The following is a 22,236-nucleotide window of genomic DNA, read 5'->3' as shown; positions in this document are numbered from 1 at the left end:
CGGTCCCGCCAGACCCCTTCACGGCACCAGGATCTCGCCGGTCTCCAGCAGCGACTTGAGGTCGGAGAGGATCCAGGTCCAGCCGCCGCCGGCGTTCTCGCCCGGGCCGGCGTTGATGTCCTCCATCTGGCCACTGACCAGGGCAGCGGTGTTCGGGGCGGCGGTGACATCGTGGGTGATGGTCAGTCTGGTGCCCGCGGTCTTCGTCTCTTCGATGTCGTAGGTGACGGTCGTGTAGGGCTCGTCGGCGACCTCGGGGCTCATCAGCAGCTTCCACGTCATGACGAGCTTGCGCGGCGGGTCGACCTCGAGGACCTCGCCGTCGACGAGGTCGCCGGTGAAGCCCGCGTCGATGAAGTCCTGCGTCGGGTGCGTGCGGTGCTTGCCGCCGGGCCGGAGGTCGTAGTCGACGAGGCCGGAGTAGCCGTACTTCTGCGTCCACTCGGGCTTGGTGATGGCGTCCCAGATGCGTTCCGGGGTGGCCTTGATGTAGACGCGGTGGACCTGCACGGTGTTCGTCATGGTTCTTCGCCTTCCAGCTCGTTCTTGAGGTCGAGGAGCGCGGTCACCTGGCGCTCGGTGTACTTGTCGATCCACCGGTCGTGGATCTGGCGGATCGGGACGGGGTTGAGGAAGTGCCGTTTCTCGCGCCCGTCCTTCCGGGTGACGACGAGCCCGGCTTCTTCGAGGAGCTTGAGGTGCTTCATGACGCCGAAGCGGGTCATCTCCACCTGGCTCTCCAGCTCGGTGAGCGTGCGGCCGTCGCGCTCGAAGAGCAGGTCGAGCAGGAACCGGCGGGTGGGATCCGCCAGCGCCTTGAACACCAGGTCGTCGTCGGGCACTCACCCAAAATAGGTGACCAAAAGGTCACATGTCAACGCCCCGCTCCACGGGTCACTTTCACGTGAAAGTGACCCGGAGGCAGCCTCCGGGTCACTTTTACGTGAAAGTGGCGTTGTTCAGACCACCAGCGACAGCGGCAGGATCAGCGCGATGGCGACCACCGAGATCAGCGTCTCCATCACCGACCAGCTCTTCAGCGTCTGCCCGACCGAGAGCCCGAAGTACTCCTTGACCAGCCAGAACCCGGCGTCGTTGACGTGCGAGAAGAACAGCGAACCGGCGCCGATCGCCAGCACCAGCAGGGCGCTCTGCGACGGGTCCATGGTCGCGGCCAGCGGGGCCACGATGCCCGCCGCCGAGACGGTCGCGACCGTGGCCGAGCCCGTCGCCAGCCGGATCGCCACCGCGACCAGCCAGCCGAGCAGCAGCGGCGACAGGTTCGCGTCCTTGGCCAGTCCGGTGATGACGTCGCCGACGCCCGCGTCGACCAGGGTCTGCTTGAACCCGCCGCCCGCGCCGACGATGAGGATGATCCCGGCGATCGGGCCGAGCGAGTCACCGACCACAGTGGACAGTTTGTCGCGGCCGAGCCCGGCCGGGCGGCCGAGCAGCACCATGCCGACCAGCACCGCCGCGAGCAGCGCGATCAGCGGGTCGCCGGCGAAGTCGAGGATCTTGCGAGCCTGGTTGTCCTTGGCCAGCAGGATGTCCGAGAGCGCTTTCGCCAGCATCAGCACGACCGGCAGCAGCACCGTCGTGAGCGTGGCGGCGAAGCTGGGCCGCGGCTTGCTCGTGTCGGCGCGTTCCGGGATCAGCCGCTCGGGGGCGACGGCGTCCGGCACGAGCCGCGCCGCGAGCTTGCCGAACAGCGGCCCGGCGACGACCACCGTCGGGATGCCGACGAGCAGGCCGAACGCCAGCGTGACGCCGACGTTCGCGTTGAGCGCGCCGGCCGCCGCGAGCGGGCCCGGGTGCGGCGGGACGAGCCCGTGCAGCACCGAAAGCCCGGCCACCGCGGGGATTCCCAGCAGCATCAACGGTTTCCCGGTGCGCTTGACGGCCAGCAGCACCACCGGGATCAGCAACACGAGGCCGATCTCGAAGAACATCGGCAGCCCGATCAGCGCGGCGACCAGGGCCATCGCCCACGGCAGGCTCTTGTCGCGGGCCTTGCCGAGCACGGTGTCGACGATCTGGTCGGCGCCGCCGGAGTCGGCCAGCAGCTTGCCGAGCATCGCGCCGAGGGCGATCAGGATGCCGACGGACGCCACCGTGCTGCCGACGCCGGTGGTGAAGCTCTTGAGCAGCTTGTCGACCGGCATCCCGGCGGTCAGCCCGAGCGCGAGCGAGCCGAGGACCAGCGACAGGAACGGGTGCAGCTTCACCTTCGTGATCAGCACGACGATGACGGCGATCGCGACGACGGTCGCGATGATCAGGCGGGTCGAGTGGCCGGTCCAGCCGGCGGCGAGGACGGCGTTCACGCGTGCTCCCGGAAGGCGGCCAGCGCGGCCGCGGTGATTTCCGCCGGTGTCTCGCGGATGTCGAAGATCGCTCCGGGCTCGTCGTCCTGGAGCGGTTCGAGGTCGGCGAGCTGCGAGTCCAGCAGCGACACCGGCATGAAGTGGCCCGAGCGCGACTTCATGCGTTCGGCGAGGATCGTCCGGTCGCCGTGCAGGTGGGCGAACCAGACGTCACCGCCGCCGCGCAGGACGTCGCGGTACCGGCGCTTGAGCGCGGACGACGTCACGACGCCGCCGCTGGCCTGGTGCTCGCGGATCCAGCCCGCGATGGCCGCCAGCCAGGGGGCGCGGTCTTCGTCGGTCAGCGGCGTGCCCGCGGTCATCTTGTCGATGTTGGCCTTCGGATGGAACGTGTCCGCTTCCGCGTACTCGACGCCCAGGGCCTCGGCGAGCGCCGTGCCGATCGTCGTCTTCCCGGAGCCTGACACCCCCATCACCACGATGACGGTCATCCGCACCTCCCACTTCGTTGTGCCCAGGTGAGTGAAACTCAAAAGTACTACTTATTCAAGATGAAGTACTACTTAATCGAGTCAGACGGCTAAGTTGATCGGGTGAGGCACGAGGAAGTCCTGGACGCGCTGGGCGCGGAGATCGCGAACGGCGTACTGGCGCCGGGCACGGTATTGCGTTCCGAGGAGTTGCAGGAGCGCTTCGGCGCTTCGCGGACCGTGGCCCGCGAGGTCGTCCGCGTGCTGGAGACGATGCAGCTGACCAGCAGCAAGCGCCGGGTCGGGGTGATCGTCCGGGAGCAGGCGGAGTGGAACCACTACGACCCGCGGCTGATCCGCTGGCAGCTCGACGGCCTGGCCCGTCCGGCGGCGCTGGCCACGTTGAACGAGCTGCGGTCGGCGATCGAGCCGTGCGCGGCGCGGTACGCGGCCCTGCGCGCGACGCCGGAGGAACGCGGCCGGCTGGGCGCGCTGGGGGAGCGGCTGGCGCGGACGGCCCGCGCCCGCGACCTCTCGGCGTTCCTCGGCTTCGACATCGCCTTCCACGACCTGCTGCTGACCGCGTCCCGCAACCCGATGTTCGGGCAGCTGTCGGAGGTCGTCGCGGAGGTGCTCACCGGGCGCACGGGGCACGGCCTGATGCCGCCGGAGCCGCAGCCGGAGGCCGTGGCGCTGCACGTCGAGGTGGCCGCGGCGGTGGCCGCCGGGGAGCCGGACCGGGCGGAGCGGGCGATGCGCGACATCGTCGTCCAGGCCCGCGACGAGATCGCAGCCCTGGTGGCGGAGGGCGGCCCGGAGGTCGAGTAGCCTCCCTCGGGAACTGGACTTTCTTCCGCCGGGGGGCACGGTGAGCGCGGCGCGCGCGATCGGACTGGTGTTGGGTGTGGCGGCCGACGGCGCCCTCGGCGACCCCCGGCGACGGCCCCCGGTGACGGCGTTCCGCCGGCTCCCGCACCGCTCGGGCGTCCTGGTGGCGGGCGCGCTGGTCGCGGGCGGGGCGCTGCTGGAGCGGGCGGCCCGCGGCAGGCCACTGGTCCAGGCCACGGCGACGGCGGTGACGACGTGGGCGGTGCTCGGCGCGGCCGGCCTGGCCCAGCAGGGCACGGAGCTGGCCCGCGACCTCGAGGAGTGCCGCTTCGAGCCGGCCCGCACGACACTGTCCGAACTGGACCCCCGGGTGACCGAGGGCCTGACCGCGATCGCGTTGTCCCGCGCGTCGGTGGAGACGCTGGCGGAGAACACGTCCGACGCCGTGGTGGCGCCGTTGGTCTGGGGTGCGCTGGCGGGCGTGCCGGGGCTGCTCGGAGCCCGGGCGGTGAGCCTGCTGCGGCGGGCACGCGCGGGCCGTCGTGGTCACTGGGTGGTGGACCGGGCTGATGAGCTGGTCCACCTGCTTCCGACCCGCGTGGCGGCGGCGTTGACTGTGCTGGCGGCGCCGGTGGTCGGCGGGTCGGCGGGTGGGGCTTGGCGCGCGTGGCGGCGCGACACGATCGCCCATCCGAGTCCGAACGCGGGTCGTGTGGAGGCTGCGTTCGCGGGGGCCCTCGAGATTCGCGTCGGTGGCCGGACGGTGTATCCGCATGGGGTGGCGGAGCTGCCGGTGCTGGGGGTTGGGCGTAACCCGGATGCGGGGCATGTGACGCGGGCTGTGGAGCTTTCGCGGGTGGTTGGTTGGCTGGCTGGGGCGACTGCCGTGGTGACCGCGGTGGTGGTGGGGCTTCGGCGCTGACGCTCACGGCGCCGGTGTCATGAACGACTCTTTCATGACGCCAGACGCCATGAAAGAGTCGTTCAGGACGTTCGAACCCGTGGAGGACTCAGCCTCGCCGGCGCAACTGTGCCAACGCCTCCGCGTCCAGTGGGCCGTCCCGCTCGGCCAGCCGGGCTCCGATCCGCTCGCGGTCCTCCGCCGTGCGGTTCCCGCCGAACTTGAACTTCGAGCGCACCCCCGTGACCGTGAACTCGATTCCGCGGATGCCCGGCAGCAGCCGGCGGTCCGGTGCGTCCGGTGCGGCGCTCACCGGTGCCCTGGCGCCGTCCCGCTCGAAGTGGCGTAGCTGCTTCTCCAGCAGTGCCGCCTTCTCCGCCGGGTCGTCCACCAGCCGGACGTTGCCCTCGAACTGCACCGTTGCGTAGTACGACGTCGGGACGCCGTACGCCGGGTCTGCCGTTGCGTTCCAGTCCGCGCGGATGTACGTGTAGTCGCCTATCACCGTCAGCAATGCCCGGGGGTGCTCCTCCAGCAGTGGCCAGATCGGGTTCGGGCGGGCCAGGTGCGTGACGATCGTGCGGTCGCCGTCGAACGCGAAGTGCGCCGGTGTCACCGTCGGCAGGTCGCGGCCCGTTCCGCCGGCGATCAGCTGGCCGAAGTCGTGTGCGGACAGCCACTCGCGCCACTCTGAGTCGGAAGCGGCGGCGTCCCACGGGTGGATCAACATGGTCCGAGTATCGCCGAGGGAAGTGGCCTCGTCAGAGGGCCATTTCCGGCCTACTTCTGATGGCCACTTTCGGCGAGTTCGTCCTCGGCGAGGATCTCCGCAACGGACTTCCGGCGCGACGAAGGCGCGGCAGCCGCGTCCAGCGCGCCGCCCGGCTTCAGCTCGCGGACCGTGAAGTACAGCCAGCCGAGCAGGGCCATCGCCCCGAACGCGATCCACTGCAGCGCGTACGACAGGAACGGGCCCGAGTCCGTCTGGGGCAGCGGCAGCGCGCCCAGCACGCCGGGCTGGCCGACGTCGAGCTGGAAGTACCCCGGGCGGATGTCGAGGCCGCCCGCGCGCGCCACCACCCGGGAGTCGACGACGTAGCTCTGCAGCCGCCCGCCGGTCGAGGCGTCGGCGAACGCGTCGCGGTGCTTCGGGTCGGTCTCGTCCGCGCGCACCCGGGCCGTCACGGACACCGTGCCGGCCGGTGGCGGCGCGAACGGCAGCGCGCCGGACTTGCTGTCCAGCCGGACGTACCCGCGGTCGATCAGCACGACCGTGCCGTCGGTGGTCCGCATCGGCGTCAGGACTTCGAAGGCGCCTTCGCCCTGGACCGTCCGCAGCCGCGCGATGACCTCCTTGTCCGGCAGGTACTGGCCGGTGATCGAGACGAGGTGCCACTCGGTGCGCTGATCGGGCACGCTCCCCGGCGGCAGCAGCTGCGGCAGCGGCACCGGCGCCGCGGTGAACGACGTCTCCAGCGCGGCGTTCTGCTGCTCGCGCTCGGTGTTGCGGCTGAACTGCCACGGCGAAAGCAGCGTGAAGCAGCAGACGGCGAAGGTGAACACCACCGCCGTCAGAGCCAGCCACCCGGGCCGGAGCAGGAACCGCAACCGCACCCCACCACGGTAGCCCGTGCGGTCCGAACGCCTGCGTCGGCTGTGACCTCTACCGCCGCGAACGCACCCAATCCAGCAAACCGGGCACCGCGCGTTCGATCATGCCGAGGACGTCTTCGAAGCCGTCGTCGCCGCCGTAGTACGGGTCCGGGACCTCGGCGCCCTCGGGCGCCGACGGGTCGAAGGACCGCAGCAGCCGGACCTTCGCCGGGTCGTCGACGCGGGCGCGCAGGAAGCCGAGGTGTCCTTCGTCGGCGGCCAGCAGCAGGTCGGCGCCGAGGTCCTCGTCGGACACTTCGGACGCGACGTGCGCGGTGGGGTAGCCGTGCGCTTTCAGCGTGGCGCGGGCGCGCTTGTCGGCGGGCTCGCCGGCGTGCCACGGCCCGGTGCCCGCGCTCGTCACGCGCACGGCGTCGTCGAGACCGGCGTCGGCGAGCTTGGCCCGGAACACCAGCTCGGCCATCGGGGAGCGGCAGATGTTGCCGGAGCAGACGAAGACGATGTGCGTCACGCCCGCGAGCGTAACCACCGGGTTCACCCCGTCACCCGCCCGCTCGGCGGTATCCGCGCCCCGCGGCCCCCACCTAGCGTCGATCGGGCGAGGACGCGAACCGGAAGGAGAGCGATCATGCACGGGTGCTGCTCGAAGTGCACCGGCCAGGGCTGCGGCTGCTGCGGCAACTGCAACTGACCCCACCCGGCGCCCGCGGCGGCCCGACGCCGCCGGGGCGCCCCTAGCCCGCCGTGCAGGTCGCCGACGTCGCTTCGCCGAGCGCTCGCGCGTGCAGGGCGTCGAACCGGTGGAGGACATCCACCACGTCCGCCGTCACCCGCTGCCGGATCGGGCACGAGCGCGCCGCCCGCACCGGCACCGTCGCCGCCAGCTCCGTCAGCAGGCTCGTGTTGAGCCCGTCGATCACCGGGCGGATCTGCCCGAGGTCCGGGCGGGTCGTCGGCGCCTGGTCCGGGTGCGCGTCCCAACGCGCGTAGAGGCCGCGCTGCACCAGCTTGTTCGCCTCGATCTGGGCGCGGAAGAACCGCACCGCGTCCGCCGGGTCGAGGCCGAGACCCGGGGCGCGCGCCGCCACCGAGTCGTAGATCTGCTGCTCGCGCGCCGGGTCGTCGATCGGCGACGGCGTTCCGTACTTCGCCGCGGCCACCTGGTCGGCGATCGCGACGCGCTGGGCCGCGAGGTCCGTGAGCCGCCACAACGTGGGGCTCGAAGCCGACGCAGGGGCCGAGAGAAGCGGGAGAGCGGCGAGGGCCGCTGTCACCGTGACGAGCAAGGACCGAAGGCGCATGGCTCCGAAAGCTACATGCGAAAATCACCGCGTGCCCGCGCCTTCCGCCATTTCCGAAATCATCGCCGTGCTCGAGCGGGCTTACCCGCCCGAGCTCGCCGAGTCCTGGGACGCCGTCGGCCTCGTCTGCGGCGACCCCGCCGAACCGGTGAGCCGCGTGCTGTTCTGCGTCGACCCGGTCGCCGAGACCGTCGACGAAGCCGTCGAGCTCGGCGCGCAGCTGATCGTCGCGCACCACCCGCTGCTGCTGCGCGGCGTCCACGGCGTGCCCGCCGACACCGCCAAGGGCTCGCTCGTCCACCGGATGATCCGCGAAGGCATCGCCCTCTACTGCGCGCACACCAACGCCGATTCCGCCGACCCCGGCGTCTCGGACGCCCTCGCCCACGCCATCGGGCTCCGCGTGACCGGACCGCTCGCGGCCAACACCGACGGCGTCACCGGCATCGGCCGGATCGGCGAGCTGCCCCAGCCCGAGCCGTTCGCGGCCTTCGTCCAGCGCGTCGCCGACGCCCTCCCGGCGACCGTGCCCGGCGTGCTCGGCGCGGGCGACGCCGACCGCCCGATCCGCACCGTCGCCGTCTCCGGCGGCGCCGGGGACTCCTACCTCAAGCAGGCCACCGAGGCCGGTGTCGACGCCTTCGTCACCGCCGACCTGCGGCATCACCCCGCCGGCGAGCACCTCGCGAGCCGCGGCCCGGTGCCCGCGCTGGTCGGGCTGACCCACTGGGCCAGCGAGTGGCCCTGGTGCGGGCAAGCCTCGGCGCTCGTGGCGCAGGCGTTTGCGGGTAACGTCGACGTTCACGTCTCCACGCGGCGCACCGACCCGTGGAACGTCCGCGCCGAGCGCACATCGATCTAAGAGGAGCACCGTGAAGGCCGAACCCGCCGTGCAGCGCCAGTTGCTCGAGCTCGCCAAGGTGGACGCCGAGCTCTCGCGCACCGCGCACCGCCGCCGCACCCTGCCCGAGCTGGCCGAGATCGACGCCGGCGAGAAGACAGTCCGCGAGCGCCGCGACGCGCTCGTCTCGGTGGAGACCGCCGCCTCCGACCTCGACCGCGAGATCGCCCGGCAGGAGAAGGAGATCGAATCGGTGCGCGCCCGCGAGGACCGCGACCGCAAGCTCCTGGCCTCCGGCACGGTGAACTCGAAGCAGATGACCGACATCGAGCACGAGCTGCAGTCCCTCGAACGCCGCCAGAGCGCGCTGGAGGACGACCTGCTGGAGCTGATGGAGCAGCGCGAGGCCCTCGGCCTGGACGCGCAGCGCACCGGCGCCGAGGTCGACAAGGCCGAAGCCGAGGTCACCGCCGCGATCACCCGCCGCGACGAGGCGTTCAAGGACCTCGACACCACCCGCGCGCGCCGCGCCGAAGACCGCGAGAAGCTGGTGCCGCGCTTCCCGGAGCCGCTGCTCAAGCTGTACGAGCGGGTCCGCGAGCACAAGGGCATCGGCGCCGCGCTGCTGCGGGCCCGCCGCTGCGGCGCCTGCCAGCTGGAGCTGGACCGCAACACGGTCAACGAGATCAAGGCCGCGCCGGAGGACGACGTCATCCAGTGCGAGAACTGCGGCGCGATCCTGGTCCGGACCCTGGAGTCGGGTCTGTGACGTTGCATGTGGTGGTCGAGGCCGACGGCGGCTCCCGGGGCAACCCGGGCCCGGCCGGCTACGGCGCGGTGGTTCGCGACAGCGACGGCCAGGTCCTCGCCGAGCGCAAGGAAAGCCTCGGCGTCGTCACCAACAACGTCGCCGAGTACCGCGGGCTGATCGCCGGCCTCGCCGCCGCGGCCGAACTCGGAGCGTCCACTGTGGACGTCCGGATGGACTCGAAGCTCGTGGTGGAGCAGATGTCCGGGCGCTGGAAGATCAAGCACCCGGACATGCAGCCGCTGGCCGAGCAGGCCAAGGGGCTGGCCGCGGGCTTTGCGCGCGTCAAGTACCAGTGGATCCCGCGCGCGGAGAACTCCCACGCCGACCGCCTGGCCAACGAGGCCATGGACGCGGCGACCGGCAAGCCCGCGGCCGGCCGCCCCGGAACCAAGCCGAGCCTGCCCACCCGCAAGCCCGACCGCGCGGCGGTGGCCTGGACCGGCGCCCAGGGCACCCCGACCCGGCTGCTCCTGCTCCGCCACGGCCAGACCGAGATGTCGGCCCTGCGCCGCTACTCCGGCCGCGGCGACGTCCCGCTCACCGAGCTGGGCCGGACGCAGGCCGCCGCGGCGGCGAAGCGGCTGGCCGCGACCGAGGGCCTGGTCGTGGACGGCGAAGCCGTCCCGATCATCTCCTCGCCGCTCACCCGCACCAAGCAGACCGCGCAGGCCGTCGCCGACGCGCTCGGCGGCCGCGTCGAGACCCACCCCGGCCTCATCGAGACCGACTTCGGCGAGTGGGAAGGCCTGACGTTCGCCGAAGCCGCCGACCGCGACCCCGAACTGCACCGGACCTGGCTGGGCGACAGCGCGGTGCCGCCGCCGGGCGGGGAGAGCTTCGACGTCGTCCACCGGCGGGTCCGCAAGGCCCGCGACGAGCTCATCGCCGAGCACGGCGGGAAGACGTTGGTGCTGGTCAGCCACGTGACGCCGATCAAGACGCTGCTCCGGATGGGCCTCGACGCCGGGCCGCAGCTGCTGTTCCGGCTGCACCTGGACCTGGCGTCGCTGTCGATCGTCGAGTTCTACCCGGACGGGAACGCTTCGGTCCGGCTCGTCAACGACACCTCGCACCTCGCCTGACCGGCTGAAATGTGGGGTGGATCACGCTCAACCCCGACGCGTGGCGGACCCCGGATGGGGTATTGGCTACAGTGTCTCGACCGCGTCGCCGCGGTGGCGGGTCACCAGATCGACCCAGTCAGGGGGCGCCGGCTCGCGCGTATCCCACCGGCAGAAGCCTGCGGGCGGAACAGTGACGAGGACATGACGGCTAGCGCACTCACCGAGACCTCCCCGAGCGACGTGCCCGAGGACCCGGCCACCACCACGGCCACCCGCGGCTGGGGCGCGCGCCTGGCGCCGGTGCTGGCCGTGCTCGCCGGCGTCGCGGCCGTGGCCGTGCACGCCACCCGCTACGGGCACTGGATCGTCGACGACGCCGCCATCACCTTCTCCTACGCCCGCAGCTTCGCCGACGGCCTCGGCCCGGTGCTGCAGCCGGGCGCCCCGCCGGTCGAGGGCTTCTCCGACCCGACGTGGATGGTGCTGCTCGGCCTCGGCAAGCTCGTCGGCCTCTTCGACCACGGCACGCTCTTCGGCATCCCGGACTACGTGCTGTACCCGAAGGCACTGGGCCTGCTGTTCACCGGCGGCGTCCTGACCGCCTGCTACATCGCCGCGAAGCAGATCTTCACCCGCTTCGCGTGGCTGGTGACGCTGATCGCCGGCCTGACGCTGGCGACGATCCCGTCGTACGTCATCTGGGTCGTGTCCGGCCTGGAGAACTCGCTGTTCGCGTTCGCGGTCGTCACCCTGGGCGTGACGCTGTTCGTCTCGGTGAAGCGGGACGTGCTGCTGACGCCGAAGGTCGCGCTCTGGTCCGGCGTCATGGTCGCGTTCGCCGCCCTGACCCGGCCCGAAGGCCTGATCTACGCGGGCGCGTACCCGCTGGCCGCGCTGTTCCTGCTGCGGTCCGGGCTGTTCTGGAAGAGCTTCCGGCTCGCGCTGCTGTCGGTGGCGGCGTTCGCCGTCCCGTTCGGCGCGTACGTCGTCTGGCGGTACACGGAGTTCGGGCGGCTGCTGGCCAACCCTTCGGTGGCCAAGCAGCAGGGCCTGCCGGGGTTCGACGCCGTCAAGCGGCCGTTCGAGCTGGTCGGCTACGCGGGCTGGGCCGGCGTGGTCGTGCTCGCGCTGGTGATCGCGTTCGCGCTGGCCAAGGCGCCGTGGCGGCGTCCGCTGATCGCGCTGCTGGTGCCGCTGGGGCTCGGGATCGTCGCGTACGGCGTGATGGTCGCCGACTGGATGTACCAGCACCGGTTCGCCAGCCCGATCTGGGCCCTGGCCGTCATTGCGGGCACGCTGTCGGCCGGTGAGCTGCTGCGCCACCGGCAGGCGCTGCTGCGCGTCGGGATCGTCGTGGTGCTGGTGGGCGCGTTCGTCCCGACGGCCATCGGGTTCGCGGCGGCGGCGGACAAGTTCGCGAAGAACCCGAACATCACGGCGTGCCTGGTGGCCGACCGCTTCGGCCGCGGCTTCAACACCTACGCCGACATCCTCGGCCTGCAGAAGGCGTCGCTGCTGCTGCCCGACCTCGGCGGCTCGTCGATGACCAGCAGGCTCGAGCTGGTCGACATGGCGGGCCTGGTCAACAAGCCGATCGCCGACCTGGTGCACGACAACGACCTGCAGGGCCTGCGCGACTACGTGTTCGACACGGTCAAGCCGACGTTCATCCACTCGTGGGGCCCGTGGGCGGCGGGCAACGGCATCGCGCTCGACCCGCGTCTCGACCGCGACTACGAGCTGATCTATTCGTCGCCGATCGAGGGCTTGCGCAACGGCGACTGGGTGCGCCGCGACGCGGTCACCGACCCGGCGAAGCTCAAGGCGGCCCAGGAGTACGCGGCCGAGACGATCCCGGCGGTGGCGGCGAACCGCTTCGGCGGCCCGCTCGACGACTGCGGCCCGACGATGCACCCGGGCCAGACGATCAAGATGCCCGGCTGAGGCCGTTCAGCCGAGGTGGGCGGCCCGGAAGGCGTCGACCGGCGGCTGCAGGGCCGGCCCGAGGGGGCCGGGCAGCGCCTCGACCACGCGGCGGACGCGGTCGAGGTCACCGGGATGGGCCGGCCAGTGCGTCGCGGGGGCCTTCAGCACGGCGACGAGGAGGTCGCCGGGGTAGAAGTCGCCCTCGGCCAGCGGATCGTCTTCGAGCAGGGTGAGCGCGAGGGGCACCAGCGTCTCGACGCCGATGTGCTGGCCCAGCAGGAGCCGGAGGTCCTCGGCGCTCAGGTCGCCGACCGGTTTGCGCCGCAGTGCGTAGGCCGTGGAGATCAGCCGGGTGGCGTCGGCGGGCGGCGCGCCCCAGGAGTCGCCTTCGAGTTGTTCCAGGCTTCGCGACGGGTTGATCACCAGGTCAAAGTACCAACCAGAGCGAGACGGTCGCCGCGGCCAGGCACAGCGGCGTCGTGAGCGCGCCCAGTGCGTGGAACGTCTTGAAGGAGGGCGGCTCGGGGAGCGTGCGGCGCCAGAGCAGCGTCGCGAGCGAGCCGAGGTAGCTCGCGTTCGGGCCGATGTTGACGCCGAGCAGCACGGCCAGCAACACGCCCGGCGCCGGGTGCGGGCCCAGCACCGAGAGCAGGATGAGCGTGGCAGGCAGGTTGTTGACGAGGTTGGCCAGCAGCGCGGCCACCCCGGCGGCGACGAGGAGGTCGACCAGCCCGGTCGACGTCGGCAGGACGGCGCCGAGCACACCGCCGAGCAGGTGCTCCGACACGGCCTCGACGACGACCGCCAGGCCCAGCACGAACAGGCACAGCTGCGGCGCGGCCTCGGTGACCAGCTGCCACGGCCGGATCTTGCCCTGGGCGAGCGCCCGCACGCCGAGGATCAGCGCGGCCAGCGCGGCGATCCAGCCGGGCTCGACGTGCCCGAGCTGCCCGACCGCGAACCCGGCGAGCGTCAGACCGAGGATGACGAGGGAGAACGTCGGCGTCTCGAGGTGCTGCCGCGGTTCGGGCGTGTCGCGCGGCCGCAGGTCGGCCTTGAAGAACCACAGGAAGACCGCGAGTTCGACGGCGAGCGTGACCAGCCACGGCAGGGCCATCAGCGCGGTGAACCCGGCGAAGGTCAGCCCGGACGCGGCGAAGGCGAGCAGGTTCGTCAGGTTGGAGACGGGCAGCAGCGTCGACGCCGAGTTGGCCAGGTGCGCACAGGCGTAGACGTGCGGCCGCGCGGGCAGCCGCAGGCTGGTGGCGGTGGCGAGGACGACAGGAGTGAGCAGCACGACGGTGGCATCGAGGCTGAGGATCGCGGTCACCCCACCAGCGGCGGCGAAGGTGAGCACGAGCAACCGCCGCGGCCGGCCGTGACACGCCTCGGCGAGCCGGTTCCCGAGCCAGGCGAAGACCCCGTCGACATTGGCCAGAAAGGACAGAAGCAGAATGGCGGCCAGAAACCCCAGAGTGGGCAGGATTTCGACAGCCCGCTCCCCAGCGGCGGCCGGCCGCACGAGACCGAGCAACAGGGCAAGCCCCGCAGCCGGAACAGCAGCCACGGCTTCGGGCCACCCCCGCGGCCGCACGATGGCGAAGACAAGCACACCGGCCAGGAGCAGCAGGCTGCCCGCACCCGCGAGGAAGTTCACGCGTTCACGCTAACTGCGCCCGGTTTTTGTCGGTGGTGCCGGGTAGCGTGGAACTCGGGGGGCGCCCCCGCGGCCGGGAGTCCGAAAGGGACTTCGACGGCCCGGAACGCAAGTCCCCAGCCCCAGCCCCCAGCCCCCAGCCCCAGCGCCGCGATCCGCCGATGCCGAGCCCAAGCGCCCCTATGTGGCGTTGGGTGCGTTGGATGCACCGAACGCCACATTGGGTGCGTTGGATGCACCGAACGCCACATTGGGTGCGTTGGACGCAACCAACGCCACATTGGGGCGCTCGCCGGGACGGCTGTCAGCGCGCCCAGGCCCAAGCCCAAGCTCAGCGACCGTCCGCCCGCTGGGAAGACTTCGCCAGCGCCCCACCCAGCTCCGCCCGCCCCGGAATCCCCAGCTTCCGGTACGCCCCCGACAAGTGCAGCTCCACCGTCCGCCGCGTCAAGTGCAGGGCCGTCGCGATCTCCCGGTTCGTCAGCCCCTGCGCCGCCATCACCGCGATGCGGTTCTCCTGCCGGGTCAGGCCGTGCTCGTTGTCCTTCGCCGGCGTCAATGCCCGCCGGGCCGATCTCAGCTCCTCCGCCGCCCTGCGGGCCAGTGGCCGGGCGCCGCACTGCTCGCTCAGCTCCACCGCCTGGCGCAGCGTCTCGATCGCCTTCTCCGACTGGCCGTGCCGGGCCTGCAACGTGCCCAGCTCCGTCAGCGCCGTCGCCAGCTGCAGCCGCGATGGTGAAGACCGCAGCGTCGTGATCGCCTTCTGCAGCGCGCGCTCGGCTTCGTCGTCCTCGCGGACCAGGCCCAACGTCGTCAGCGCCGTGCCCAGCGGGCGGGCCGCGCCCCAGCGGGCCGAGGCGTTGATGTCCTCCTCCGCCAGGCGGGCCGCGTCGTCGGTCTGGCCGAGGGCCAGCGCCGCCCGTGCCGCGTGCGCGCGCCACGGGACGAATCCCGGAAAGCGCATTCCGTGGTGCGCCAGCCGACGGCCGCAGCTCAGCAGGTCCTCGAACCCGAAGCGCGTGTAGCCCGTCGCCACGCGCAGGCGGCCGCGTGCGTACAGCAGGTACGTGTGCGTGAACAGGCCCTGGCTGGCCACGAAGTCCATCCGGTCCAGCAACGACGTCGCCGCCTCGAACCGGCCGAGCTCCACCCAGCACTCGACCAGCTTCGCCGCGCACAGCACGCCCACCGGGCACGTCGTCGTGCCGCCGCGCTCGTCGAAGCGGCGCAGCAGCGATTCGAAGTGGACGCTCGCGCGCTGCAGGTCGCCGCTGGCCTGCAGCGCGATCCCGCGGGCCAGCGTGGGGAGCGCGCCGTGCGGCACGTGGACGTCCCACGGTTCGCGCTCGACGTCGAGGACCCGGCACAGCCGGTCGACGTGGGCCGGCTCGTCCGCCAGCACCGCCGTCGCCAGCGTGAAGAAGTAGTGCTGCTCGAACAGCTCGCCGTCGTCTCCGACGAGCGCGTCCGCGAAGTGCCCGACCGCGTCCTGGGCCGAGTCGCCGCTGCGGACGGCGTCGAGCGCCAGCAGCGCCGAGCGGCTCCGCTGGGCCGCCGGGTCGGTCAGCGGCGCCCACTGCTCCTCGAAGTCGCGGAACTCCGGGGGCGGGCCGAGCCTGCTGCCTGCCTCGGCGAGGTACGTCATGCACAGCAGCGGCCACACCGCGTCCGGGCCGCCCGCGTCGAGCCGCGCCGCGATCTGGCCCGCCGCGCTGATCCCGAGGCGGGCGTCCTGGCCGCCGCAGAGCGACAGCAGCATCGCCGTGGCGATGTAGGCGGCCGTCTCGCGGTTGCCGACCGTGTCGACGGCCTCCCGCACGCGCTTCGCCGCGCCGGGCGGGTCGAACTGGAACTCCGCGTGCGCGAGCTGCAGCAGCACGGCCATCCGGCGCCCGGACGTCAGCCGCTCTTCCAGTGCCCGCCGCAGGTGCCGGGCGGCCAGCTCGGCCTGCCCGGAGAACACGGCGTCGCGCGCGCTCAGCCGCAGCACGTCCACCGCCCACGGGATCCGGATCGACGTCGCTTCCAGCAGGTGGGCGGCCACGCGCTCGGGCGGCGCCCCGGCCTCGGTCAGCAGCTTCGCCGCCCGGGAGTGGTTGACCGCCCGCGTGGTCTGCGGCATGTCCTTCAGCAGGGAGTTGCGGACGAACGAGTAGGTCAGCGCCGGCTGGTCGCTGTTGTTCAGCACGTGCAGCCGGACCAGGGTGTCGATCGCCTGCAGCGCGTCCAGCTCGTCGACGCCGGCCAGCCGGGCCAGCAGGTCGAAGCCGGCGTCCTCGCCGAGGATCGCCGCCGCGTGCAGGATGGCCGGCGCGTGCGGGAACTCCTGCACCCGCGTGGTGAGCACCTGCCCGATCAGGGACGAGCCGAGCTCGTGCGGGTCGGCCCCGGGCAGCAGCCGCGGCCGCAGCGCCTGCAGCAGGACGGGGTTGCCGCCGGTGGCCTCGCGGCAGGCGGAGGCGAGCTCGCCGGGCGCGAGGCCGAGGATCTCCGCCGCGGCCGCGTCCCCCAGGCCGTTCAGCGTGATCGTGAGCGGCGTGCTCCCGACCATGTCCAGCAACGCGACCTCGCGGTGCTGGGGGTAGCCGACGACGGACGTCAGGACGATCAGCACCGGCAGGTCGAGCACGCGGTTGCGGATGTAGGCCAGGCACCGCATGGACCAGGCGTCGGCCAGGTGGATGTTGTCGATGCCGAGGAACAGCGGACCCCGGTCGGTCGCGTCGCGGACGATCCGGAAGAAGAGGTCGAGCGCTTCGCTCTCGCCGCTCGGCCCGCACAGCTCGGCGACCGGGGGCCGCGGCGGCGCTCCCGGCTCCTCGAGCGCGTCGGCCAGCTGGCGGACGAGCCCGCCGGCCAGGTGGCTCTCCAGCCGCGACCCGGTGGCCGACGCGACGGTGAAGCCCGCGTCCGCGGCCAGCGCCGCGGCGGTCCGCAGGACGGCGCTCTTGCCCATGCCGAACTCGCCGGCCAGCACCGCGCTGGCGGCCGTGCCGCCCAGCACCACCGGGAAGAGACCGGTCAGGCGGCCGAGCTCGGGCTCGCGGCCGGGGAGCCGCGGGGCGGGACGCTTCGGTACCGAAGCCCCGCTACCGGGGTGCTCGGGATTTACTTCGGTATCCACCGTAAGGACTTTCATGTTGGGTTGGGGCAGACTACTGGAAACCGGCCGACCACGGGAGAGACCGAGGTCCGCGGCCGGTACCGGCCACGACCTGACCAGGGGAGACGATGGACGCAGCGGTTGCGAACCGGATCTTCCCCACCGTCGGCCGGTGTGCGCAGAGGGCCATCGTGGCCACGCCGAGCGCGAGCAGCAGGAGCGGGCCGGTCACCGGCCCCCGCAGGGCCGCCGCCCCCGCCGACTTCCGGCGCCGGGCCGCACCGTCGCCCGGCGGCAGGTAGCCGAGCCGCACCGCCTCGGCCAGCGCGCCGGCCACCGGGGTGAACCCGGCGACCCGGGCCCGGCAGCGGGCGCAGCCGAGCAGGTGGGCCTCGAAGCTTTCCGGATCGTCGTGGACGCCGAGCCCGTAGGCCGCGGCGTCCCCCTTCCACTCCTTCATCGGACCGTCACTTCCCCGAGCGCTTTCCGCAATTGCCGCATCGCCGTGTACAACCGCGATTTGACGGTTCCCTCCGGAATTCCGAGAATTTCCGCCGCCTGCCGAACCGTGTTTCCGGCGAGATACGTCTCATAGATGACCGACTGATATTTCGCGTCCAGTTCGCGCAATGCTCTCGTAATCGTTAGCGCGGCTAACGAGCTGTCCGCCCGGTCCGCGGACTCGGCGTTTTCCGGGATCTCCAGAGCGACCTCCTGGGGGCGGACGCGGCGATTCCTCCAGCCGTCGATGACGATCCGCCGGGCCACCGTGAGCAGCCATCCGCGCAGCATTCCGGGCTCGCGCTCGAGGGTGTCGGAGTGCTGCCAGGCCCGGATCATGGTCTCCTGCACCACGTCTTCGGTCCACTGCCGGTCATGGTTGGTCAGGGCCAGTACCTGCGCAAACAGGGTGGCGCGGAAGTCCTTGTAGAGCAGGGGGACGAGGTCGTCGCCCGCGGCGGGGCCGGTGTCGACCGCCGTGGCGGACGACGCGTAGCCGACGTGGCCGCGACTTTCTCTGCCCAGTGCTTCCATAAAGCTCGCAACCTCACCTGACTGGCGGACCGAGGGGTCATCGGAGCGTAGCGCAAAAACACTTAATAGGCCATATGTATCAGTTTCCCGGACCAATTCGCCGCGGGCCCGACGGCTGCCGCCGCGACCCGGTTCACAATGTGTCTTGTGATGCACGTCACAGGTCACTAAAAGGTGACGGTGAGAACCGGATCACACGTTCTCGCCGTACCAGGAGATGAGGACTTCTTCGCGAAGGGACAACGGGGATGCCGCTCCGATTCGTGGCGCTGCTGGCCGCCGCGGCCGCGCTGCTGCTGGGCTGTGCCGTCCCGGCATCGGCCGGGGAACTGCAGCAGAGCGACCGCGCGCTGCTGACCCGGCTCAAGCAGCACACGCTGTGGGCCGTGCCGGCGAGCAGGCTCGCCGTCGACCGGGCCACCAACCGGCGCGTGCGTGCCGTCGCCGTCCGCATCGCCGACGACCAGGCCCGGCTCGACGTCGCCCTGCGCGCGGTCGCCGACCGGCTCGCGGTCACCCTGCCGGGGGAGCCCACGGACCAGGAGCGCGCCTGGGGCGACGAGATCGCCGGCGACTCCGGCGACACCTTCGACCGCGCCTACGTCAACCGCCTCCGCGCCGAGTACGGCACCCTCTTCGGGCTCGCCTCCGACGTCCGCGCTGGCACCCGCGACGACGACGTCCGCGCGTTCGCCCAGACCGCCGTCGACACCGCGCTCGGGCACCTGACGCTCCTCGAGAGCACCGGGCTCGCCGAGACCACGTCCCTGCTCGTCTCCGCCACCGAGGACGACACCCTCGGCGGCGGGGCCATCGCCGCCGGCGCCGTCTTCGTGGCCCTCGCCGCCGTCGCCACGTTCGGCCTGCTCCGCCTGCTCGGAACCCCCGGCAGGCCCTCCTCGCCGCGCACCCGGAGGTAAGCCGCCCCATGTCCCCGTTCGCCGCGCTGATCCCGGTGTCGCCCCACGACACCGGGATCGCCGAGGCCGCCACGCTGTCCGGCCGCCTCACCTACCTCTGCATGTGCCTGACGCTGTGCTGGGGCGTCCTGGCCGCCACCGGCTGGGTCCGCCGGTTCAGCGGCCGGGACGCGATCCGCGCCGGGCACGTCGTGCTCGCCGCGTTCACCCTCGCGCTCGGCACCCTGCACGGGCTGACCTTCCTCTTCCTCGAGGACGACCCGGTCGGCGTCGCCGACCTGCTGCTGCCCTTCTACAACGGCACCCCGCGGCACGCGCTGGGCATCGCCGGCCTCGAGCTCGTCATCGCCGTCTCGGTGACCGCGGGCCTGCGCCGCGGCGCCCGGGAAGGCCGCTGGCTGCGCTTCCACCAGGCCGGGTACCTCGCCATCGGCCTGCTCGCCGCGCACGCCTGGCTCGGCGCCATCGCGAGCGGGCACCTCGCCGTCGTCTGGCTGGCCGGCATCACGCTGATCACCCCGCCGGTGCTGCTGTCGGTCCTGCGGGTGCTGCCCGCCCACGTGCTCGCCCGCGCCGGGCTGGTCACCGCGCCGCCCGAGGAGCCCGGCCTCGAGCCGGCCACCGTGCGCGTCGACGTCGACAGCCAGCGCTGCCACGCCTACGGCGTCTGCCAGTCCGAGGCGCCCCAGGTCTTCCAGCTCGGCCAGGACGGGCAGCTCGCCTACGAGAAGCGCCCGGAAGCCCAGCTGGTCCCGCACGTCCAGGCCGCCGCGCGCGCCTGCCCGATGAGAGCCATCCACCTGTTGGGAGCCACCCGATGAGCGAACGCATCGTCATCGCCGGAGCCGGCCTCGCCGGCCTGCGCGCGGCCGAACGGCTGCGCGAACTCGGGTTCGACGGCGAAGTCGTCGTCCTCGGCGCCGAGCCCGACATCGCCTACCACCGCCCGGCGCTGTCCAAGCAGCTGCTGACCGGCGCGGTCAGCCGCGCGGACACGCTGCTCGCCGACCCGCTCGAGGTCGACGCCGAGTGGCGCTTCGACACGCCGGTGACCGCGCTCTCGCCGAACCGGCAGGTCGTCCACCTCCGCGGCGAAGAACTGCACTACGACGGCCTGATCATCGCCACCGGCGTCGAACCGCGCCGGATGCCGGGCGCGCCGCACGGCCACCCGCGCGTGGTCGTCGTCCGGACACTGGCCGACACGATCGCGCTGCAGCGCGCCCTCGCCTCGAACCCCGGCCCGGTCGCCGTCATCGGCGACGGCTTCATCGGCTGCGAGGTCGCCTCCAGCCTGCGCGAGATGAACCGCGAGGTCGTCCTGTTCGGCCGCGCGAGATCGCTGCTGGCCGACGTCCTCGGCCCCGACATCGGCGACTGGCTCACCGCGCTGCACACCGCCCGCGGCGTCCGCCTCGAGCTCGGCACCACGATCCGCCGCTGGCGGCCCGCGCCCACCCACGTCGGCCTCGAGTTCGCCGACGGCCGCGCCCTCGACGTCGCCTGCGTCGTCGTCGCCGTCGGCAGCGTCCCGGCGGTGTCCTGGCTGCGCGGCGCCAAGCTGCCCCTCGACGACGGCGTCGTCTGCGGACCCACCTGCCACGTCGTCGGCTCGTCGACGATCGTCGCGGCCGGCGACGTCGCCCGCTGGCCCAACCTCCGCTTCGACCCCACGCCGACCCGGGAGGAGCACTGGCTCAACGCCGTCGAGATGAGCCGCGCGGCCGCCGAGAACCTCCTCGCCGGGCCGCAGGGGTCACCGGCCTACACGCCGGTGCCGCGGTACTGGTCCGAGCAGCACGGCGTCCGCATCCAGGTCGCCGGCCGGCCGTCACTGGCCACCGACACGGTGCTGCTGGAGTCGCCGGTCCCGGGCACCCGGCCGATCACCGGGTTCGTCCGCCAGGGCAGGCTCGTCGGGTTGATCGGCCTCGACAGCCCCGCCGCGGTGCTCCACTGGACGGCCGAACTGGCCCGCCAGCACCCCGCGCCCGCCGCGTCGCCGCCCGGGGTCCGGCCCCGCCGGCACACCGAGGCGGTGGCCGGTTACTGAGCCGCGCTGGGCTACGATCCAGCCGGCGGACGAGCTGGCAGGGCGGTCGCGAGCCGGGTGACCGGCTCGAGGAAAGTCCGGACTCCGCAGGGCAGGGTGGTTGCTAACGGCAACCCGGGGCGACCCGCGGGAAAGTGCCACAGAAAACAGACCGCCCCGGTCTCCGGACCGGGGTAAGGGTGAAACGGTGGTGTAAGAGACCACCAGCGTCCCGGGCGACCGGGACGGCTAGGTAAACCCCACCCGGAGCAAGGCCAAGAGGGAGCCCACGGGCTCCTGCGCAGGCGTTCGAGGACGGCCCGTCCGAGCCTGCGGGTAGGCCGCTGGAGCCTGCCGGCAACGGCAGGCCGAGATGGATGGCCGCCGCCCCGCGAGCCGCAAGGCGACCGGGGAACAGGATCCGGCTTACATGCCGGCTCGTCCGCCGCCCTCGTGAGTGGTGAAGCAGGTTCTGACCCGCCTTACCACTCACGAGCGCGGAGGCGAGTGGTTCCGCTGTGTGGTTACCCGGTAGTAGGGTGCGGGCATGGCGGGTGACGACCAGCGGTTCAAGTCGGCTTTCGACTCCTTGCACGCCTTCGTGTACTTCGCGCCCGAAGTCGACGCCGCGCTCACCGGCGCCGGGCTGCGGCCGGGCCGGATGCCGTACTTCGCGAGCCGGTCGGCGGCCATGGGGGCCGTCGGGCCCGAGGTCGTCGCGGCCACCTTCTACAACTTCAACCCCGAGGTCGTCGCCCGCGTGATCCCGCGGGCCTGGACCCTCGCCACGCCCGAGCAGGTGCTCGAAGCCCGGCTCGACGGGACCGACAAGGCGCTGACCCGCCTGCTCGGCGACCACGTCAAGAGCGACGAAGTCGCCGAGGCCGCCGAACTCGCGCGCGAAGCGAGCCAGGGGTGCACCGGCGAAGGGCGTCCCCTCTACGCCGCGCACGCCGGGCTCGACTGGCCGGGGGAGCCGCACCTCGTCCTCTGGCACGCCATCACCCTGCTCCGCGAGTACCGGGGCGACGGCCACATCGCCGCCCTCGTCCTGCACGGCTTGAGCGGCCTCGAAGCCCACGTCACCTACAGCGCCACCGGGCGGGGGTTCAACCTCGCCGCCGCGAAGCTCACCCGCGGCTGGAGCGACGAGCAGTGGGCGGCCGCCGAAGCCGAGCTCGCGGACCGCGGGATCCTCGACGCCGGGGGCGCGCTCACCCCCGGCGGCGTCGCGCTGCGGGACCGGATCGAGGCGGCCACCGAAACGTCCGCGACCGGGCCGTGGCACCGCCTCGGTGCCGAGAAGACCGCCCGGCTCGAGGAGCTGTGCCGCGGCCTCAGCCGTCGGGTCATCGGGGCCGGCGCCTTCCCGGAGGGTGTCTTCGCGCTCGGACGGCCGTGAGCCG

Annotated in this window: 23 protein-coding genes and 1 other RNA gene; 11 read left to right on the top strand and 13 right to left on the bottom strand. The window is 72.5% G+C overall.

What is annotated here, in order from left to right; genetic code table 11:
- Positions 1–18: 18 nt before the first annotated feature.
- From BLW76_RS02895 to BLW76_RS02880, 4 genes are all read right to left on the bottom strand, one after another.
- Positions 19–522 (bottom strand): SRPBCC domain-containing protein, encoded by a 504-nt coding sequence (locus BLW76_RS02895; RefSeq protein ID WP_091304295.1) that lies wholly within the window; start codon positions 520–522, stop codon positions 19–21.
- Positions 519–842 carry an ArsR/SmtB family transcription factor gene (locus BLW76_RS02890; RefSeq protein WP_091304294.1) on the bottom strand — a complete coding sequence of 108 codons (324 nt, stop codon included), beginning with the start codon at positions 840–842 and terminating at the stop codon, positions 519–521. The genes BLW76_RS02895 and BLW76_RS02890 overlap by 4 nt, the downstream gene beginning before the upstream one ends.
- Before the next feature lie 117 nt (positions 843–959).
- Positions 960–2,327 (bottom strand): GntT/GntP/DsdX family permease, encoded by a 1,368-nt coding sequence (locus BLW76_RS02885; RefSeq protein ID WP_091304293.1) that lies wholly within the window; start codon positions 2,325–2,327, stop codon positions 960–962.
- Entirely contained in the window at positions 2,324–2,818 is a 495-nt protein-coding gene (locus tag BLW76_RS02880; protein ID WP_167384439.1) for a gluconokinase, read from the bottom strand. Before BLW76_RS02880 ends, BLW76_RS02885 begins: the two co-directional genes overlap by 4 nt.
- Positions 2,819–2,920: 102 nt before the next feature.
- On the opposite strand from BLW76_RS02880, the gene BLW76_RS02875 reads away from it, so the two are divergent.
- Together BLW76_RS02875 and BLW76_RS02870 are read left to right on the top strand one after the other, a co-directional pair.
- Positions 2,921–3,625: a FadR/GntR family transcriptional regulator gene (locus BLW76_RS02875; protein WP_091304291.1), complete on the top strand. Its 705-nt coding sequence runs from the start codon at positions 2,921–2,923 to the stop codon at positions 3,623–3,625.
- Positions 3,626–3,665: 40 nt separating this feature from the next.
- Positions 3,666–4,547, top strand: a complete 882-nt coding sequence (locus BLW76_RS02870) for a cobalamin biosynthesis protein CobD/CbiB (RefSeq protein ID WP_091304290.1) — start codon at positions 3,666–3,668, stop codon at positions 4,545–4,547.
- An 88-nt stretch (positions 4,548–4,635) separates the two neighbouring features.
- On the opposite strand, the gene BLW76_RS02865 is transcribed toward BLW76_RS02870, so the two are convergent.
- The 4 genes from BLW76_RS02865 to BLW76_RS02850 all read right to left on the bottom strand — a co-directional run bounded on the left by BLW76_RS02865 (position 4,636) and on the right by BLW76_RS02850 (position 7,441).
- Positions 4,636–5,256 carry an FMN-binding negative transcriptional regulator gene (locus BLW76_RS02865; RefSeq protein WP_091304289.1) on the bottom strand — a complete coding sequence of 207 codons (621 nt, stop codon included), beginning with the start codon at positions 5,254–5,256 and terminating at the stop codon, positions 4,636–4,638.
- A 50-nt stretch (positions 5,257–5,306) separates the two neighbouring features.
- Entirely contained in the window at positions 5,307–6,140 is an 834-nt protein-coding gene (locus tag BLW76_RS02860) for an SURF1 family cytochrome oxidase biogenesis protein (RefSeq protein ID WP_091304288.1), read from the bottom strand.
- Positions 6,141–6,189: 49 nt separating this feature from the next.
- A complete protein-coding gene (locus BLW76_RS02855) occupies positions 6,190–6,651 on the bottom strand; it encodes a low molecular weight protein-tyrosine-phosphatase (RefSeq protein ID WP_091304729.1) in 462 nt (153 codons plus the stop codon).
- A gap of 223 nt (positions 6,652–6,874) precedes the next feature.
- The gene (locus BLW76_RS02850) at positions 6,875–7,441 is read right to left on the bottom strand and encodes a chorismate mutase (protein WP_091304287.1); all 567 of its coding nucleotides are present in this window, start codon (positions 7,439–7,441) and stop codon (positions 6,875–6,877) included.
- Between the two features lie 31 nt (positions 7,442–7,472).
- Between BLW76_RS02850 and BLW76_RS02845 the strand changes: the two genes are divergently transcribed.
- The 4 genes from BLW76_RS02845 to BLW76_RS02830 all read left to right on the top strand — a co-directional run bounded on the left by BLW76_RS02845 (position 7,473) and on the right by BLW76_RS02830 (position 12,101).
- A complete protein-coding gene (locus BLW76_RS02845; protein ID WP_244170027.1) occupies positions 7,473–8,303 on the top strand; it encodes a Nif3-like dinuclear metal center hexameric protein in 831 nt (276 codons plus the stop codon).
- A gap of 10 nt (positions 8,304–8,313) precedes the next feature.
- A complete protein-coding gene (locus tag BLW76_RS02840) occupies positions 8,314–9,051 on the top strand; it encodes a zinc ribbon domain-containing protein (RefSeq protein ID WP_091304285.1) in 738 nt (245 codons plus the stop codon).
- Complete coding sequence (locus tag BLW76_RS02835; protein ID WP_244170026.1) at positions 9,048–10,175, top strand: bifunctional RNase H/acid phosphatase; 1,128 nt, start codon at positions 9,048–9,050, stop codon at positions 10,173–10,175. Before BLW76_RS02840 ends, BLW76_RS02835 begins: the two co-directional genes overlap by 4 nt.
- Positions 10,176–10,358: 183 nt before the next feature.
- Positions 10,359–12,101 (top strand): hypothetical protein, encoded by a 1,743-nt coding sequence (locus BLW76_RS02830; RefSeq protein WP_091304284.1) that lies wholly within the window; start codon positions 10,359–10,361, stop codon positions 12,099–12,101.
- Positions 12,102–12,107: 6 nt separating this feature from the next.
- Here the strand turns inward: BLW76_RS02830 and BLW76_RS02825 are convergent, their stop codons facing one another.
- From BLW76_RS02825 to BLW76_RS02805, 5 genes are all read right to left on the bottom strand, one after another.
- Complete coding sequence (locus tag BLW76_RS02825) at positions 12,108–12,506, bottom strand: contact-dependent growth inhibition system immunity protein (protein WP_167384438.1); 399 nt, start codon at positions 12,504–12,506, stop codon at positions 12,108–12,110.
- Positions 12,507–12,510: 4 nt separating this feature from the next.
- Entirely contained in the window at positions 12,511–13,740 is a 1,230-nt protein-coding gene (locus tag BLW76_RS02820) for an SLC13 family permease (RefSeq protein WP_091304283.1), read from the bottom strand.
- Positions 13,741–14,071: 331 nt separating this feature from the next.
- Positions 14,072–16,864: an AAA family ATPase gene (locus BLW76_RS02815; RefSeq protein ID WP_091304282.1), complete on the bottom strand. Its 2,793-nt coding sequence runs from the start codon at positions 16,862–16,864 to the stop codon at positions 14,072–14,074.
- A 31-nt stretch (positions 16,865–16,895) separates the two neighbouring features.
- A complete protein-coding gene (locus BLW76_RS02810; RefSeq protein WP_091304281.1) occupies positions 16,896–17,303 on the bottom strand; it encodes a hypothetical protein in 408 nt (135 codons plus the stop codon).
- The gene (locus BLW76_RS02805; RefSeq protein WP_091304280.1) at positions 17,300–17,878 is read right to left on the bottom strand and encodes a sigma-70 family RNA polymerase sigma factor; all 579 of its coding nucleotides are present in this window, start codon (positions 17,876–17,878) and stop codon (positions 17,300–17,302) included. Before BLW76_RS02805 ends, BLW76_RS02810 begins: the two co-directional genes overlap by 4 nt.
- Before the next feature lie 248 nt (positions 17,879–18,126).
- Between BLW76_RS02805 and BLW76_RS02800 the strand changes: the two genes are divergently transcribed.
- The 5 genes from BLW76_RS02800 (at position 18,127) to BLW76_RS02780 (ending at position 22,232) form a co-directional block, all read left to right on the top strand.
- A complete protein-coding gene (locus BLW76_RS02800; protein ID WP_091304279.1) occupies positions 18,127–18,798 on the top strand; it encodes a DUF4142 domain-containing protein in 672 nt (223 codons plus the stop codon).
- A gap of 8 nt (positions 18,799–18,806) precedes the next feature.
- Entirely contained in the window at positions 18,807–19,619 is an 813-nt protein-coding gene (locus BLW76_RS02795) for a ferredoxin (RefSeq protein WP_091304278.1), read from the top strand.
- A complete protein-coding gene (locus tag BLW76_RS02790) occupies positions 19,616–20,851 on the top strand; it encodes an NAD(P)/FAD-dependent oxidoreductase (RefSeq protein WP_091304277.1) in 1,236 nt (411 codons plus the stop codon). The genes BLW76_RS02795 and BLW76_RS02790 overlap by 4 nt, the downstream gene beginning before the upstream one ends.
- 30 nt (positions 20,852–20,881) lie before the next feature.
- Positions 20,882–21,275: RNase P RNA component class A (rnpB, locus tag BLW76_RS02785), an RNA gene on the top strand.
- A gap of 102 nt (positions 21,276–21,377) precedes the next feature.
- Positions 21,378–22,232, top strand: coding sequence for an SCO6745 family protein (locus BLW76_RS02780; protein ID WP_091304276.1), 855 nt, complete (start codon positions 21,378–21,380; stop codon positions 22,230–22,232).
- The last annotated feature ends 4 nt before the right edge of the window (positions 22,233–22,236 follow it).

The sequence above is a fragment of the Amycolatopsis tolypomycina genome, assembly GCF_900105945.1.
Taxonomy (GTDB): Bacteria; Actinomycetota; Actinomycetes; order Mycobacteriales; family Pseudonocardiaceae; genus Amycolatopsis; species Amycolatopsis tolypomycina.
Note: the sequence above shows the minus strand (reverse complement) of the source record. Positions and strands in the feature narration are given on the sequence as shown.